General features: G+C 34.1%; 15 protein-coding genes and 1 pseudogene. 6 read left to right on the forward strand and 10 right to left on the reverse strand.

The window, feature by feature from the left end; translation table 11 throughout:
- Positions 1–11: 11 nt before the first annotated feature.
- A complete protein-coding gene (hflX, locus tag J2S19_RS07785) occupies positions 12–1,256 on the reverse strand; it encodes a GTPase HflX (RefSeq protein ID WP_307340134.1) in 1,245 nt (414 codons plus the stop codon).
- Positions 1,257–1,677: 421 nt separating this feature from the next.
- On the opposite strand from hflX, the gene J2S19_RS07790 reads away from it, so the two are divergent.
- Positions 1,678–2,319: a trimeric intracellular cation channel family protein gene (locus J2S19_RS07790; RefSeq protein ID WP_307339672.1), complete on the forward strand. Its 642-nt coding sequence runs from the start codon at positions 1,678–1,680 to the stop codon at positions 2,317–2,319.
- A 139-nt stretch (positions 2,320–2,458) separates the two neighbouring features.
- Here J2S19_RS07790 and J2S19_RS07795 read toward each other — a convergent pair whose 3' ends face one another.
- Positions 2,459–2,830, reverse strand: coding sequence for a hypothetical protein (locus J2S19_RS07795; RefSeq protein WP_307339674.1), 372 nt, complete (start codon positions 2,828–2,830; stop codon positions 2,459–2,461).
- A gap of 225 nt (positions 2,831–3,055) precedes the next feature.
- On the opposite strand from J2S19_RS07795, the gene J2S19_RS07800 reads away from it, so the two are divergent.
- Positions 3,056–3,454: a hypothetical protein gene (locus tag J2S19_RS07800; protein WP_307339676.1), complete on the forward strand. Its 399-nt coding sequence runs from the start codon at positions 3,056–3,058 to the stop codon at positions 3,452–3,454.
- 258 nt (positions 3,455–3,712) lie between these two features.
- Here the strand turns inward: J2S19_RS07800 and J2S19_RS07805 are convergent, their stop codons facing one another.
- The 7 genes from J2S19_RS07805 to mutS form a co-directional block, all read right to left on the reverse strand.
- Positions 3,713–4,054 (reverse strand): hypothetical protein, encoded by a 342-nt coding sequence (locus J2S19_RS07805; protein WP_307339679.1) that lies wholly within the window; start codon positions 4,052–4,054, stop codon positions 3,713–3,715.
- An 87-nt stretch (positions 4,055–4,141) separates the two neighbouring features.
- Positions 4,142–5,131 carry a stage V sporulation protein K gene (spoVK, locus tag J2S19_RS07810; RefSeq protein WP_307339682.1) on the reverse strand — a complete coding sequence of 330 codons (990 nt, stop codon included), beginning with the start codon at positions 5,129–5,131 and terminating at the stop codon, positions 4,142–4,144.
- A gap of 1,059 nt (positions 5,132–6,190) precedes the next feature.
- Positions 6,191–6,415 (reverse strand): RNA chaperone Hfq, encoded by a 225-nt coding sequence (gene hfq / locus J2S19_RS07815; protein WP_307339685.1) that lies wholly within the window; start codon positions 6,413–6,415, stop codon positions 6,191–6,193.
- A 27-nt stretch (positions 6,416–6,442) separates the two neighbouring features.
- Positions 6,443–7,393: a tRNA (adenosine(37)-N6)-dimethylallyltransferase MiaA gene (gene miaA, locus J2S19_RS07820; protein ID WP_307339687.1), complete on the reverse strand. Its 951-nt coding sequence runs from the start codon at positions 7,391–7,393 to the stop codon at positions 6,443–6,445.
- 224 nt (positions 7,394–7,617) lie between these two features.
- A complete protein-coding gene (locus J2S19_RS07825) occupies positions 7,618–7,788 on the reverse strand; it encodes a hypothetical protein (RefSeq protein ID WP_307339690.1) in 171 nt (56 codons plus the stop codon).
- Between the two features lie 414 nt (positions 7,789–8,202).
- A complete protein-coding gene (mutL, locus tag J2S19_RS07830) occupies positions 8,203–10,110 on the reverse strand; it encodes a DNA mismatch repair endonuclease MutL (protein ID WP_307339694.1) in 1,908 nt (635 codons plus the stop codon).
- Between the two features lie 26 nt (positions 10,111–10,136).
- On the reverse strand, positions 10,137–12,734 hold the full coding sequence (gene mutS, locus J2S19_RS07835) for a DNA mismatch repair protein MutS (RefSeq protein WP_307339698.1): 2,598 nt from the start codon (positions 12,732–12,734) through the stop codon (positions 10,137–10,139).
- Positions 12,735–13,090: 356 nt separating this feature from the next.
- On the opposite strand from mutS, the gene J2S19_RS07840 reads away from it, so the two are divergent.
- The 3 genes and pseudogenes from J2S19_RS07840 to J2S19_RS07850 all read left to right on the forward strand — a co-directional run.
- The gene (locus J2S19_RS07840) at positions 13,091–13,249 is read left to right on the forward strand and encodes a MerR family transcriptional regulator (protein WP_307339701.1); all 159 of its coding nucleotides are present in this window, start codon (positions 13,091–13,093) and stop codon (positions 13,247–13,249) included.
- 84 nt (positions 13,250–13,333) lie between these two features.
- A complete protein-coding gene (locus J2S19_RS07845; protein WP_307339704.1) occupies positions 13,334–13,744 on the forward strand; it encodes a hypothetical protein in 411 nt (136 codons plus the stop codon).
- Positions 13,741–14,714, forward strand: a pseudogene (locus J2S19_RS07850) (ABC transporter ATP-binding protein); the annotation flags it as partial. The gene J2S19_RS07845 and the pseudogene J2S19_RS07850, both read left to right, overlap by 4 nt.
- A gap of 83 nt (positions 14,715–14,797) precedes the next feature.
- Here J2S19_RS07850 and cotE read toward each other — a convergent pair.
- Positions 14,798–15,340, reverse strand: coding sequence for an outer spore coat protein CotE (gene cotE / locus J2S19_RS07855; RefSeq protein WP_307339707.1), 543 nt, complete (start codon positions 15,338–15,340; stop codon positions 14,798–14,800).
- Between the two features lie 493 nt (positions 15,341–15,833).
- Here cotE and J2S19_RS07860 point away from each other — a divergent pair, with 493 nt between their 5' ends.
- The gene (locus J2S19_RS07860; protein WP_307339709.1) at positions 15,834–17,318 is read left to right on the forward strand and encodes a sensor domain-containing diguanylate cyclase; all 1,485 of its coding nucleotides are present in this window, start codon (positions 15,834–15,836) and stop codon (positions 17,316–17,318) included.
- The last annotated feature ends 31 nt before the right edge of the window (positions 17,319–17,349 follow it).

Here is a 17,349-nt window from a genome sequence, read left to right on the forward strand (position 1 = left end):
GTTATTCCCTCTCAGTTATATTCCTCTAGTTGTCTTGCAATTGAATGTGTTGGTACCACATATCCATCTATCTCATATGTTTCTTCAGCTTCATTAAACGATAATTTTTCAATAAGGGTTTCAGACTTTAATCTAGCTATCATGTTCCCTTCACCTGCCGGAACTTGCACACTATAATGGTCCATTACTTCTTTCATCACTTTTTCAATTCTATTTAATAATAGTTGCAAATCATCATTAGAAAAAGCACTGATTTGGACATATTCTTCATTTGGTGTAGGAACAAAGGTTGCTGGTGTCTGATCTTTTTTATTGTATACAGTTAATATCGGAATTTCATTTGCATCAAGTTGCTCTAACAAATCATATACTGTGGTTTCATGATTTTCGTAATCATCATTTGAGCTATCGACAATATGCAATATTAAATTCGCCTCTTTTACTTCTTCTAACGTAGAACGAAACGCGGCAACCAGTGTTGTTGGCAAATCCTGAATAAATCCGACTGTATCTGTTAATAAAGCTTGGTAATTTGAAGGCAGTAATACTTTTCTTGTCATTGGATCTAACGTCGCAAATAATAAATCTTCTTCAAAACTACCTGCTGTTGTCAAGCGATTAAAGATTGTCGATTTCCCAGCATTTGTATAACCTACTAATGCGATTTGAAAAGCTTGATTCTTTTTTCTTCTTTCTCTATATCTGTTACGATGTCTTACAACGGTAGATAGTTGCTGTTTGATCTCATGTATTCGGTTTCTTATATGTCTTCGGTCTGTTTCAAGTTGAGTTTCACCAGGACCTCTAGTACCTATACCACCGCCTTGTCGTGATAAGGCAATCCCTTGACCCGTTAATCTTGGTAACAAATATTGTAACTGAGCAAGCTCAACTTGTAGCTTACCCTCTTTAGATTTGGCACGGCCAGCAAATATATCTAAAATTAGCTGTGTCCTGTCTATAATCCTCACATCAAGTGTCGAGGACAAATTACGCATTTGGCTTGGTGAAAGTTCATCATTGAATATGATAATATCTGGCTCAAACTGTTCAGTAAGACTCAATAATTCGTCTACTTTTCCTTTTCCAATATATGTCGCTGGATGTGGACGATCTCGTTTTTGGGTAAGAGTCATGACAACTTCACCATTTGCAGTTTTCGTTAATGATGCTAATTCATCCATAGAATAGTAAAATTGTTCATCAATATCTGTTTGAAACTGACAACCAACTAAAATTACTTTTTCTTTTAACACATTTATCGTATTTTTCACTAATAAACCATTCCCTTGCGCTTATTTAGCATACCTATCATATCAAACAATTTGTCAATGCACTAATGATTTCTTTATTATATGCAAGATTGTGGTTCACTATTTGATTTCTATAATTTTAAGCAGAGTGTATAGTCAAGCGAACGGCAGTTAAATCACTACACTTATATAACAATTAGTTCGATTTCAGGCACAAGTTTTCACTAATAGCAGCTGGGTGGTAACTGTATTCCTGATGTCCTTATTGAGACAAAAAATAAATCATTACTGGAGAAAAACAATACTCTCCATGTAAAAAAATAGCATTGTTTAACAAAGTGTTCCAAAAAACAATTGACCTTTTTAGTGAACAGATTTAAAATCAGTTCAAATAATAGAAATGTATCGTTTGGGGGATAAAATTTTGACATGGGAAGTTTTAAGCATCATTGGAACCATTGCCTTCGCAATTAGTGGCACTATCGTCGCAATGGAGGAAGAATATGATATTTTAGGGGTGTATATTTTAGGGATTGTTACAGCGTTTGGTGGAGGAGCAGTACGAAACCTCTTAATTGGAGTACCTGTCACAGCTTTATGGGAGCAGGGCTTACTATTTCAAATAGCGTTGTTTGCAATGACGATTGTCTTTCTCTTTCCAAACAAATTATTAAAACATTGGCATAAATGGGGAAACTTTACAGACGCTATCGGCCTCTCTGCATTCGCCATTCAAGGCGCATTGTACGCAGTTGAAATGAATCACCCTACAAGTGCAGTTGTTGTTGCAGCGGTACTAACTGGAAGTGGGGGTGGAATGATTAGGGATTTGCTAGCAGGAAGAAAACCTTTAGTATTAAGAGCTGAAATATACGCTTTCTGGGCAATTTTAGTAGGTTTAGTTATTGGATTTGAACTTGTAAAAAATCCTTATGAATTATATCTATTATTTGTTGGTATCGTTATCCTTAGGGTCCTCTCATACACTTTTAATTGGAGGTTACCAAATAGAAGATTACAATCTCCTATAAAACAACAGTCACTAAAAAAATCCTTGAATAGTTAGGCATTGTATTTTCAATCATATTTCATCCAACATCTAGACGGAAATTATCTGATGACCCAATTTCCGTCTATTCTACATATATATGAAGTTAATGAATTTTTTAAGCACATATCTCACTAGTTATCCCACTACGATCTTATCAAGAAAACTCACTCGTTAGTCTATTCATTTGAGAATCATGCTTGCGAAGGGTAGTTTTAGATTGATTTAATTTCCACTTTATATAAGTTTGACTCGACCCGAATTGATTTGCAACATGTGTAGTAGCACCGTAGAAGGTCTTATTATCAGCCATTTCTTCACTCACTAAATAATCATATATTTCTGCCTCTATATCATATACAAATGGAAGAACCTGCTTATTTTTAAGTAAAAGATGATATATACGTGTTATTAGTACAGGATTTAAATTAAAGCTATCATGTAATTGTTCTAGTACATACTTGTTGATAATTAATTCATTTTCAACTACAAACTTAAGCTCTTCAATAAATAATTTAACATTATTCATTATTCATCACCTCTTACAACCTATTTTAACACAATTCTTTTTATTCTGTAAGCGTTTACATATATATTTTTCCGTTTTTAACTTATTATTTTATGAAGCACATTCTAACACATACATATATTAAAGTACTTACTCCACCAAACAGTATTCTACAATAATTCACATCAAATCCTTTTTTGAATAAATTATTATAATCGAAAATCCAAAAGAGGATGTGTTAGTCTAATGAGATGGAAAAATTACGGACTATGGGTTTCCATTACGTCGTTAATTTATATGGTGTTAAATGATATGGGGTATAAAATTGACTTAACAAAATGGGAAACATATGTAACTGTTATACTAGGGATCCTTGTATCTTTAGGGGTTTTATCTAATCCTGAAAATGGTAGAGGTTATTTCAAAATGAATCTCCGTAGAAAAAGACAACCTAGTTCTGGAGAGGATGAAAAAGGAAATACTGTGTTGGAAGATATATCAGGAACTCCTATAAATCAGGATATAAGCGAGAATTCAGAACAAAATGAAACTGAAAACAAAGGAATAATTACTAATTACTCAGAAGAAACCGAGGATGATAGTGAATCCTTTAACAATCGCAGATTCACCCCTTATGAAAAATAATCACAAGCGGTTTAAAGTTGGTTAATCCGAAACAACTGCATGCATGTTAGAGGACTGAAAAAAATTAATAGACTTGCTACAAGGTTAGGTGGGAAGTATTAATTTCATGCTCATTCTTACTAAAAACCACTAAGCTTCCCACTTTTCCACATTTCATTTTATTGCACAAATTTAAGCCGGTAATATTTGTTTTAAGCGCTTGTAAAATAAGCCAAGCGGAAGACGGATGATTGTCCAAAAATAGCTTGCTATCAACGATTACTTATCCATTTTTTCTATTTTCACTATCCCTTTTATATGATTTTCGGATTCAACATAAGCGAGTATTTTATCTCCTATCTTTAAATCTCCATCTATTGGTGCTTTTACATTTTTAATGTTAAAGGAAATTTTAGTATTTCCATCTAAGGATTCTCCGTAATAGACTGTATCTTCAATGTTTGTAATCACATATTCAAATGTTTTATAAGGAGTATCCGTTTCTTCACTTTCAACTGGTTGTTGTTTTGCAACTTGTTTAGAGACTGGGTTTAACATATACAAATAAAGAATGAACAAGACACTTACTAAACTTAATAGAATAAGTATTTTTACTTTCATCCTAACCTCCAAAAAAATAACTAACCTAGTATATGTATATATGAAACCTGATAATCTAAAAGAACTGACCAATCTAATAAGATTGACTCATAAACTTGAGCCAATCTCGTTATTTTTTAATTGATGTTCAGCTATTACCAAATCTTGACCTTTTATTGTTAATAAGTCATCACGAGTATATTTATCATGGAGTAATAATCTCATTGCTTGGGAACGAATGGACTTCTCAATGATATTTCTTACATAACGGCCATTACTAAACTTGGAAGGTGGAACATTTGACTTTATATACATGAGATGATCCTTTAATTTTAGTTTAGCTTCCTCACTAAAGCGATACTCTCTTTCAGAGATCATTCGCTGTGAAATTTCCATTAAGTCGTCGATTGAGTAATCAGGAAAGTCGACAACTAAGGGGAACCTTGATAAAAGACCAGGGTTTAACGAAAGAAAGTTATCCATTTCTTTCGGATAGCCAGCTAAAATAAGAACAAAGTCATGCTGTTTATCCTCCATATGTTTAACTAATGTATCGATAGCCTCTTTGCCGAAATCTTTCTCTCCACCTCTTGCTAACGAATAGGCTTCATCAATAAACAAAATACCTCCAAGAGCCTTCTTTACCAAATCTCGCGTTTTTTGTGCAGTATGGCCAATGTACTCACCAACCAAATCGGCTCGTTCAGCTTCAATTAGATGTCCTTTTGATAAAACATTCATTTGAAGAAACAACTTACCAACTAAACGAGCAACTGTTGTTTTACCAGTACCCGGATTACCTTTAAACATCATATGAAGCGCTTGCTTACCTGCCTTTAATCCTTGTTCTTCCCGTTTTTTATTTATAAAAATCCAAGCATAAATCTCTTTTATCATCTTTTTCATTTCTGACATTCCAACTAATGAACTCATTTCATCTTCTATTTCCTTAAGGATGCTATGTTTTGATTCTACCTTTGGAATCTTTATATCATACGAAGAGGTCGAACGTTTTTCCTCAATATCTTTTACTTGATTATTTAATATGATATTGATTTGGCCATTTGTTTTATAAGTAACTGCGCGGTCCCTATCCAAGAGATGCTCACCTCACAATCTAAAAATCTATATTCGAGGTCTGCCTAAAAGTTTATAATTTTAGTTTGTTCAGTGTCACGTACATCTTTGACTCTACTTTACTATGTCGCAGAGTTCGAATTCCTTGTACAGTGTTACAACTTTGATGGACAGCAGTGATAACCATCTTGCTGTCATGACATCTGTACGTACTTACGTCTCACATATAGGATCAAGTTATCCTAATAAAATTTAGTATCAAAACAACCCTATTTAGGAAAGAGTCGTTAGAGGCAGGGACAATAGTTTTATATAAATGAAAAATCCTCACTATTAGATGAGACTTCAATATAATCTTCGTGTTGTTTTTAGTTATGTCCCAGCCTATATTCTCTAATAAATGAAAAGTCGATTCTTTTATATATATTCATCACATTTGATTTTAAAACTAAGTTTTGTACACATCTATAGGGGGTAAATTTTATTTAGTTCCGATTTTAATCTTGAAGGTCATAATTAAACTTGTGAATGCTCTGATTTCAGTAAGAGGCTGGGACATAACAAAAATAACCTAGTTAAATACGAACATTATTTTTAGGGTCTAATGTTACGAATTCTGTCAAGGTTGATTGGAGCGGAAGTGCGAGACTCCTGCGGGATGCGTGGGAGAGGTGAGACCCCACAGGAGTTTACTCCGAGGAGGCTCACCACCCACCCCGCGGAAAGCGAGTACTGCAGCGGAAATCAACCAGAACGTCAACCCTGTATAAACAACACGAAGGTTGAATTGAGATCTCATCTAATAGTTCGTATTTTTCTTGTCTTTAAAACCTTTTGTCTCAGCCTCTATGTTATCTCATTTTAATAAAAAAATCTCAATCATCCGACTCAACAGCATATAGTCATTAACTTCTAACAAGAAAGAGAAATCACTTCTTTTGTACTACACTTTATTCACGGTGGGTAATGGGACTTATTTTTGCGAATATATATAGGAACTAATTAACTATAAACTTCCGTAGATAAGAGAAGGAGCTGTCCGTTAAACGACAGCTCCCAGGATTACATACATTTTTTTTACTATTCTAGGTCTAATTGAATATTTTTCTGTGGAGCAAAAGTAGAAATTGCATGTTTATAAATTAACTGTTGCTTTCCTTCTGTCTCCAATAATACAGTAAAATTATCAAAACCTTTAATTAGGCCTCTTAACTGAAAACCATTTAATAAAAATACGGTAACAAATGTACCATCTTTACGTAATTGATTTAAAAATTGGTCTTGGATATTCACAGATTGTTTCATGCTTCGTCCTCCTCTTTTCTCTATAACTTATTTATTCGATTTAAGTTGTAGCTTTCCTGCTAAATATGTAAAAATTTCCTCTACCTTTTCATGATAATTTATTTGTGGGGTCATATCAAACCATTTCACATTCATTTTATTTCGAAACCACGTCAATTGTCTTTTTGCATATCTTCGTGAATTTTGTTTTAGTAAATTTATTGCATCATCTAAGGAAAGTTTACCATCAAAATAATCATAAAGTTCTTTATAACCAATAGCTTGGATTGCTTGAGTATTACGTAATCCTTTATCATATAACCTTTTCACTTCATCAACTAAGCCTTCCTCGATCATCATATCGACTCGGCTGTTAATACGATTATATAATACTTCTCTGTCCATTGTTAAACCAACTAATGCCACATCATATAATGCTTCCTCGGTTTGACTAGTTATGTATTCTGTCATTGTCTTATTTGTACAATGGTGAATCTCAAGTGCACGGATGACTCTTCTACTATTATTCGGGTGAACTTTATGTGCAGCTATTGGATCTACCGTAGACAGTTCTTTATGTAAAGCTAATTCACCCTCATTTTTCAATCGCTCCTCTAAGTGACTTCTATATGAAGGATCAGAAGGTGCTTCAGAAAATTGATAATCATATATGACAGATTGTATATAAAGGCCTGTTCCACCAACAATCATTGGAAATTTATCTCGTTCTGAGATTTGCCGTATTAACGGTCTGACCATTGATTGAAATTCCGCCACTGAAAATCCTTCATCAGGTTCTTTTATGTCGATTAAATGATGTGGTATACCTTCCATTTCATGAGTTTTAATTTTTGCCGTTCCTATGTCCATCCCCCGATAAAGCTGCATGGAATCTCCACTTATTATTTCTCCATTTAATCGGTGTGCTAAGTCAATGCTAATCTGGGTTTTACCAACTGCAGTTGGCCCTATGATGACGACAAGTTTCTCTTTATTCAATTACAATCACTCTTTCACAACAATAGATTATTAATCCTCATCTTACCATGTGAATTAACTGAGCACCAGATTATTGTTTCCAATTTAATGTTAACTTAAACACTATATTTTCCATATTTTTCTACTCTATAGAAACCATTAGTTTACATAATAATATTATTATTAACTTAATATATCTCACCATCCCCATATTATGAGGATGATGATTTATGTTCTATACAAGACTATAGTTGTCTATTCCGATTCTTAACAGAATCTACTAGTTTAATAAAGTTTAATAAAAAGTCAAGTGGCCACAATACACTAACAAGGATAATTTCATAACGCTTTAACTCTTTGAGTTTATAGACTGTATAAAAAATGCCAATCATCATATAAATCAGTAGTTCAAGCATAATGATGTTCCTTTCTCTTTTTGCTAGTGTATTCAATTATGAAAAATGGGTTCCTAATCTACGTTTTGTACTACTCAATAAGTTTATCTACTCAATTAATCTTTTTAAATAAATTGTATAAACTGTTAATGCAGCTATCTGTTGGTTTATAATGTAATTGAAACAAAAAGATGCAAGGCCGTGGAGAATCTTTCTCGTTATAACGATAACTATTTGAATCGCAAAAAACCAGCCTCATTCTAATAATTGAGGCTGGTTTTTAGGCTCCCCCTTAATAAGATGAGGTGAGATGTAGATAATGGTTTCCATTTCCTATATAGTTTACAAATGCGTTATAGCATTTTTAGAATATACAATAAAAGTTAGTGAATTGAGCGATGCAATCGGAGCATTTTGTTATTGGCCCATCATTATTTACATAACCCGCTTAAACATTTTTTCCATTTCATATGTTGAATAATGAATGATGATCGGTCTACCGTGTGGACATGTATATGGGTCAGAAGTTTTTCTTAACGTTTCCAGTAATGCAAAAATTTCATCGTTTCTTAGATGATGATTAGCTTTAATCGACGCTTTACAGCTCATCATAATTGCTGCATCCTCACGTAGCTTTTTTATGTTTATCTTTCTATCATCAAGTACTTGTTGAATAATTCCCTCAATCGTGATCGTCTCCTCACCTTTAGGGAACCATTGTGGGTGTGAACGTACAATGTAACTATTTCGACCAAATGGCTCTAAGAAAATCCCTACATCTGCCAACACATCTAAATGTGCCTCTATAACTAATGCCTCATCTGTAGAATATTCAAAAGTTAAGGGAACTAATAGTTCTTGTACCTCTGAATGAATTTCACCGACTTTTTCTCGATAAAACTCGTACTTTATTCGCTCTTGAGCAGCATGTTGGTCAATAATATACAACCCGTTATCATTTTGGGCCAATATATATGTCCCATGCATTTGTCCTATTGGATATAGGGGTGGAACACGTTCCCCTATATTTTTCACGGGATTTTCTTTTGTTTCATCAATATCTTTTTTGTCAATTTCCTCAACTATCGTTTCCTGCTCGTTTGATTGTTGGAGTACATCTGAATCATTAAATGCAGACTCTATAAACGTCTCAAAAACAAAATCTTCTTTTGGTATAGCAGCCTCTTGAGTAATCATGACATTGTCTTTATATTGCGTATCTGATTGTACTATCGGTCTTACTAATTCAGTTTCTAGACTTTGCTTTGGCGTATTCCCGTGTTCAAACGTAAATTGTTGTTGTTGATTATCGATTTTTACACGGTGTGTTTTTGGTGTTTCAACTGCCGGTATCAATTGCTCGTTACGAAAAACATCACGAATTCCGTTCGTTATGAGTTCATTCAGTTCAGCTTCTTTGCTTAATCTAACCTCAAGCTTAGCTGGATGAACGTTTACGTCAACTAATATAGGGTCCATATTTATTTGTAGAAATACAATAGGGTATCGACCTATCGGTAATAATGTGTGATAACCTTGTTGAATTGCTTTTACTAGTGAATAGTTCTTTATAAACCTACCATTAATGATAGTTGAAATATAATTCCTGGAAGCTCTCGTTATTTCTGGTAATGCTACATAACCTTCGACTGTAAAATCTAAAGATTCCAAAGTTAACTTTTTCATCTTTTTAGCGATTGCTAATCCATAAATGGCCGCTAAAACTTGTCGCACGTCACCGTTTCCGTTTGTATGCAATAGTTTTTTTCCATTATGCGTTAAGCGAATTGAGACTTCTGGGTGGGCCAATGCAATACGATTCACAATATCCGTAATATTCCCAAGTTCTGTATGGACAGTTTTCATATATTTCAGCCGTGCAGGAGTATTAAAGAATAAGTTGCGGACTGTAATATCTGTCCCTTTCCTGCTCGTCGTTTTTACATGTTTTTCAATTTTCCCACCTGTAAGAACTAAATTTGTTCCAGCATTTATTCCCGTGCTAGTCTTCATATCAAGTAAAGAAACAGATGCGATACTAGGTAATGCCTCACCTCGAAACCCTAATGTACGAATACGAAATAAGTCATTTTCATCCTTTATTTTACTTGTCGCATGTCGATGGAAAGCATTTAGACAATCGTCTTCTTCAATTCCATCCCCATTATCAATAATGCGAATTTTACTTAAGCCTGCTTCTTCAATGTCAATTTCAACAACCGAACTATTAGCATCGATGGAATTTTCAAGTAACTCTTTAACAACAGATGCAGGTCGCTCTACAACTTCTCCGGCTGCGATTTTGTTTGAGAGTTGGTCATCCAAGCGAATAATTTTCCCCACTAATTTCACCACCTATAAAGCTAACTCTATTGTTTCGCTTTTTTCTGTAATCGATAAAGTTCATTTATTGCATCTAATGGAGTCATTTCTAATAAATTAACTGATTTTAGTTGTTCAATTATCGCTTGTTCATTTTTATTAACTGTTGCTTTTTTTGTAGAAGATTTTGGTGTCTCTTCAAATAATGAAAGTTGTGATATCACGTCTTCTTCTTCTTTAATGACAACCTTGTTATCCTCTGACTTTTGCAGTTTTTTGCTACTATCTTCTAATTCTTGTAATATTTCTTTTGCTCTATTTATTAGAACCTTTGGAAGTTCCGCTAATTCTGCAACATGTATACCATAGCTTTTATCAGCTGCACCTTCGGCAATTTTGTGTAGGAAGACAACCTTCCCGTTTTCTTCTATAGCTTGCACATGGATATTTTTCAGTGAGGAAAGCTGTTCTTCTAAGACGGTTAACTCATGGTAATGTGTTGAAAATAATGTCTTTGCACCAATATGTTCATGAATATATTCAATAATTGCCTGAGCTAATGCCATTCCATCATAAGTTGATGTGCCTCTGCCTATCTCATCAAAAAGGATTAAACTTTGACTTGTTGCATGTGCAATGGCATTCTTTGCTTCAAGCATTTCCACCATAAATGTACTTTGACCAGAAATTAAATCATCTGCTGCGCCAATTCTAGTAAAAATTTGATCAAAGATTGGCAGAACTGCCTTAGTAGCAGGAACAAAGCACCCTATTTGTGCTAATATCGCTGTTAGTGCAACTTGACGCATATACGTACTTTTCCCAGACATATTTGGTCCAGTTATTAGCAGTAACTTTCTCTCTTCATTAAAGAAGCAATCATTTGGAACATATTCTTGCGCATCCATTACCTTTTCTACAACAGGATGGCGACCTTCTTTTAAGATGACCTCTCCTTTTTGTGAAAACATAGGTTTTGTATAATGACGCTTTTCACTAACTGTTGCAAAACATTGTAAAACATCAAGCTCGCTTAAATGTTTTGCTAAATTTTGCAAGCGCGGTATAAATTGTTTTACATTTTCCCGTAAAGTAACAAATAAATCATATTCCAACTCGACAATCTTTTCTTCAGCTTCTAAAATAAGCGTTTCTTTTTCCTTTAATTCTGGTGTAATAAACCGTTCTGCGTTTGATAACGTTTGTTTCCTTTCATACATACCTTCTGGCAGCAAATGAAGGTTCGCTCGCGTTATTTCAATATAATAACCAAATACACGGTTGTAGCCTATTTTCAAAGATTTAATTCCTGTTCTTTGGCGTTCCTGTTGCTCTAATTGGGCGATCCATGTCTTACCGTTTCGACTTGCATCACGATATTCATCTAATTTTTGGTGGTAGCCATCTTTTATTATATTTCCTTCCTTTACTGATAAAGGAGGGTTGTCAACAATTGCTGCCTCTAACATATCAGTTAAGTCACTACATGAATCTAAAGAATCAATTAGAAACTGCTCATTTTTTAACGACTGACAAATATCATCGATCAAAGGCACTTGTAAGAGCGACTTTTTTAATTGGACTAAATCACGAGCATTCACATTTCCGAATGCTACACGTCCAGCTAATCGTTCAAGGTCATAGACTTCTTTTAATAGGTTACGAACATCTTCCCGCTCAAAGTAATTCATCATCAATGTTTCTACCATAGATAATCTTTGCTCAATTAATTTTTGATTGATGAGAGGTTTACCTATCCATTGCTTTAATAATCTTCCTCCCATTGCTGTCTTCGTTTCATCTAGCAACCAAATTAATGAGCCCTTTTTACCCTTTGACCGAATCGTTTCAGTTAATTCAAGATTTCTCTTAGAATATAAATCTATTTTCAAGGCATCATTTAAATAATATTCTGTTACGTTTTGTAAGTGATCTAGACTTCGTTTTTGTGTACGTTGTAGGTAAGTAAGTAAACGGGCAAATGTTTGAACTAATTTTTCATCCTTTAATTGTTTCGTTATCTTAATAAAATCTACATCTACATCTATATTTTCTTCAAACGATAGTGCTGCTTGACAACGATCGATCAATTGTTTCCGCAAATTTTCAGGGAATTCTTTTGATAAGACAATTTCCTTTGCACCAACTGTATATAATTCACCGACTAACTCATTAAAACTGGAACACAACGCAACAAGACTTTCTCCAGTAGTTAAATCACATAATGCTAATCCAAATTGATTATCATATTGAGTAACCGCTGCAATATAGTTATTTTCCTTTTCTTGAATTCCTTTTCCTTCCATCACAGTCCCTGGTGTAATTAATTGAACTACCTCTCGTTTAACTACACCCTTTGCCTGTTTCGGGTCCTCAGTTTGTTCACAAATTGCAACTTTATAGCCTTTTTCAATTAATTGTTCAATATAATTTGCTGCGGCATGGTAAGGAACTCCACACATTGGGATTCTTTCTTCGCCACCACCATCGCGACTTGTTAACGTAATTTCAAGTTCTTGTGATGCCTTTATGGCATCATTAAAGAACATTTCATAAAAGTCCCCTAAACGAAAAAATAAAAAGGCATCCTGATAATCTGCCTTAATTTTTAAATATTGCTGTATCATAGGCGTGTAAGTAGCCATGTTAATCCTCCAATATCACTAATAACGTTCTATAAAGTGTAACTTCAATTAGTGAGGTTTTTGCTCATCCTCCACTGATTGTTAGTTGAACCAATCGGGTTGTTATCGTCCGTTATCTCTAACCTAAACATCTCTGCTGAACACTTCATCCTTTGAGAGGGGAGTCTTTCGGACGGTTACACCGGGATAAAATTTACTTCCTATTATAACATAATTCGACGACATCTTGGTATTTCTGTGAATGACAATAATAGTTAAATAGGCTATAAGAACATATGAATTTTCTCTTGCATCTAACGTGACATGAGGATTTAAGATAAGATTGAGCAAGATGATGACATTAAGGAGTGTGTTGTATGCATACAAACTATTCAATTGGGGAGTTTTCAAAAAAGACTAACGTATCAGTTCGAACTCTACACTACTATGATGAAATCAATATTCTAAACCCTTCATATGTATCTGATACAGGTCGGCGCTATTATTCAGATAAAGATTTAATCGAACTCCAATAGATCTTGTCTTTAAAGTATTTAGGCTTATCTTTAGAAGAGATTAAAAAACTAATTCAAACTGAATAATGGAATCTACAGGAATCATTGACGTACCAAAAATTAGAACTGTTAAAACGTAAACAGCAATTAGAGAAAATTATTAAAACGTTAGATCATGCCTTGCACTTAATTGACAATAATCTACAAATTGACCCTACTATATTCATGTCCCTTATTACAAATATGCAGTTTGAGGACGAACAAAAGGAATGGTTAAAGACAATTTTAAATGAGGAAAAAGTAACACAGCTTTATGAAATTAGTAATGACAAACAAAAAGAGTTGGAAAGGAAGTTTTACCAAATTACAGAAAGATTAAAAAAATTATACGGCACGGATCCTCAAGACATGAACGTACAGGAAATCATTAAAGACTATATCCAGTTAGCTGAGGAGACTGCAATGACACCGATACAGTCATTACTTGAAGATTTGCCAGAAGAAATCGAGGATTAATTTTGCTAATCGGCTACGGTGGAGTCCGAGTAGCTTCCGGTACAATATCTCCTGGTTCTTTAATTGCGATTATCATCTACATGTTTCAAATTGTCCTTCCATTTAGTCATATCGCTACACGTTTACCGCATTTCAAAAAGCGATGGGTGCAACAGACCGAATTCAACAAATATTAAAAATAAATTGCGAAAAAAGTGAAAAATCTAATCAAGTAGAGAATCATCTATATCAATCGATTATTTTCCAAAACGTTAGCTTCTCCTATTCTGATGAAGAGCAAATATTAAAAGATAATAATCTCCATATTCCAGCAGGTAAAACAACCGCAATTGTCGGACCAAGTGGCAGCGGCAAAACAACACTATTTTCTCTTCTTGAACAATTCTATCCGATAGATAAAGGTGACATCCTGTTAGGCAATCAAAACATAAGCGATTTTAGTTTGGCATCGTGGCGAAGCAATATTGGTTATGTTTCTCAAGAAAGCCCCATAATGTCCGGTACGATTTTAGATAACATTACGTATGGACTCAATAAAGACATCTCGATTCAGCAAATCGAAAAAGCAGCTGCACAAGCAAATGCAATGGAGTTTATTACACGATTACCAAATGGAATAAATACAGAAGTTGGTGAAAGAGGTATTATGCTATCTGGAGGAAAAAGACATAGAATCGCAATTGCGAGGGCATTAATTCGAAATCCACAAATCTTATTACTCGATGAAGCGACCTCCAACCTAGATGGAGGTTCTGAACGATTAGTACAAGAAGCACTAGAGCACCTTATGAAAGGCAGAACGACGTTAATTATTGCCCATCGGCTCTCAACTGTTATTAATGCTGACCAAATCGTCGTTTTAGAAGATGGAGAAATTACTGGTGTCGGAACTCATCAAGAATTACTAGCTGAGCATGTGCTTTATCACAAGCTCGCTGGACAACAGTTACAAAATCACCTTGTTTCTTAAAAAATAGGGACTTTTGTTGGGGACAGTCCCCAACAAAAGTCCCCAACAAAACCCTAAAAAAAACTAGGAGAATACTCTCCTAGTTATTCCTCTACATCACCAATTATGAATTCAGGATTTAAATCTTCAAATTCATCATCTAGTTCATCTTCCCAATTTTCTTCGTCCTCACAACCGTTAGGTTTAACATGGACACATACTTTTGTCTCACCGATAACTTCAGCTAAGTGTTCGCGTTCTGCCTGAACGATAATTTTGTTACCATTAGGAGAAATGGTCACTTCTAAGCAATTTGGTTGTTGCAATGCTTTACAAATTACTTCATGCTCATCATCAATAAAATTATCATCTTTGTAACGTAATTTGATGACATCAACATACTCAACTCTTTCAGTGACAACTTCTGTTTTCGTATTTTCGTTGTAGGAATACCAAACGTTAATATCGTAAGTACCTTCTACTTCGACTGTTTTACCATTTTTTTGAGCATCATAAGTATGGTTAATAATCCAACCACCTAAAATGCTTGCAGGACGTTGCGAAGGGGATATTGTATGTGTACATTGTGTGAATTTTCTACCCTTCGCTACGACAGCTTTTGTAATAATCTCTCTGTATTCTGACATTCTAGCATACCTCCTCAATGAATCTTCATTTAATCCTATGCTAGGCAAGTAACATATGTGCTCAATATTTTATTCAAAAATGACAGGGCTAGCTGTTTAAATCTAACGGTATAATTCATTGTATGCGCACAACTAAAAAAATGTGCCTAATTATCAGAATTGGTGCCAGTCCTTCGTAAATTTGGGTGTTATTAAGGAATTGTTTCGTAAACATTTTCGCCTTTACATTAGGTTTCGTTTTAGAGTGATTTCTTCTCAAGTACTCGTGATTATAAGGATTAGTGGTGAGCTAGATTTATAACTATTACTTCTTTACAATAATTTTAAGCTTTATGGTAATATTATAAATAAACTTTATAGGATTTCGTAAGTCGAGGTGCAACGAATGAGCATGACATTATTTTTATTCATCACAAGCTTTATCCCTTTTTTACTTTTATTTAGCATGGCTTGCGAAGTGTTTTTCCGTTCTCCGCGGAGTCGTTTTCATCAAATGACAGCATTATTATTACTATTTATCAGTATCGTATTTTTATCAGATTACCATGCTGGCATTTTACCTAAAGAACAAGCATATTACTTTACCTTAATTATGAAATATTATAATAGTTTTGTGCTGATGTCATTTTCAATTTATTTTTATAAAAAAATAACGAGCATTCATTTTCGTGGTCTCAGTAATTATCTCTATCTCGCTCCACTCATTGGGATCATACTGATTATAAGCTTTCCATCTATTTTTAATTTTGAAACGATTGAGACTTCAACTGGTCGATTTGACCGCTTTAGCCTCCCGTTTGTCATTTTATTAATCAGCTGTAGTATGTATTCAGTTTATTGGACAGTCTATTTTTTAATAATGGGTAATAAACGAGCTGCTTTAGAAGAAAGTAGTGACATCTATAAGAGAAGGCTTAAATTCTTAACTAAAGGGTGTATTTTAACAGTTTTAGCCATGATCGTATCAGTATCGATTTCAGCACTAGGTAGTTTCTTCGGTATAACTTTAACATTCATTGCACCATACGGTATTTTTGTTTTAGCCTACACTATTCGTTATTCAATGGTTCATTTTGAATGGTTAACTACTTTCGGTCATAAATATGAATTATTATATAAAATATCGTCAAACGGAATCCTGTTACTTGATGAAACTGGGAGGATTATTGATGTGAATCCTGCATTTTGCAAGATGGTTGTCGCAGGAAAGGAAACGATTGTCGGTAAAAATGTATCGAACTTTATCGTTGAAAATGAACGTTCAAGCTTTATAAATAAATTTCAATCTAAGCATTTTAATTCAACAGAACGACATCAATTATCTGTTTTAACATCACTAAGTCGGATTATAACTGTCGAGCTCACTTTACAATCTGTTGAAATTGATGATAATAAGTTCATTTATTTCATTGTTAGGGATATTACAAGTCAAACTTTATATGAGAAAAGATTGAAATATTTAGCATATCATGACCCATTGACAGGTTTAGGTAATCGAACTGCATTTCACGAAGCAGCATTAAATTTATTAAAATCCTCTAAAAATGGGAATTCAGTTGTAGCACTTGCCGTCATTGATTTGGACCGTTTCAAATGGGTAAATGATACATATGGACACTTAGAAGGTGACCGGTTACTAATCCGGATAGCAAAACAAATTGTTTCGTCAGTTCCAGAAAATGCCCATGCTTCAAGGATGGGGGGAGATGAATTCGCAGTCTTAATTCCCGAAACAAACGAACAATCTATCATACCTTACATTGAAAAATTATCGAAAAATATCGCACACCAATTAGCTTCTGATTTTTCAGTAACAGGCAGTATTGGCGTTTCCTTTGCACATAAAGATGGCAGTGATATCGACACGTTAATGAAATTGTCTGATAAAGCATTGTATTATGCAAAAGCAAATGGAAAAAATCAATATTGTATATACTCTCCTTCAATTGATGAAGATGAGAAGAGCTCTAGTTATTAATTTTATATATCTTATCATAAATGATTAATAG

It is taken from the genome of Metabacillus malikii, from assembly GCF_030813355.1.
GTDB classification, from domain to species: domain Bacteria; phylum Bacillota; class Bacilli; order Bacillales; family Bacillaceae; genus Metabacillus; species Metabacillus malikii.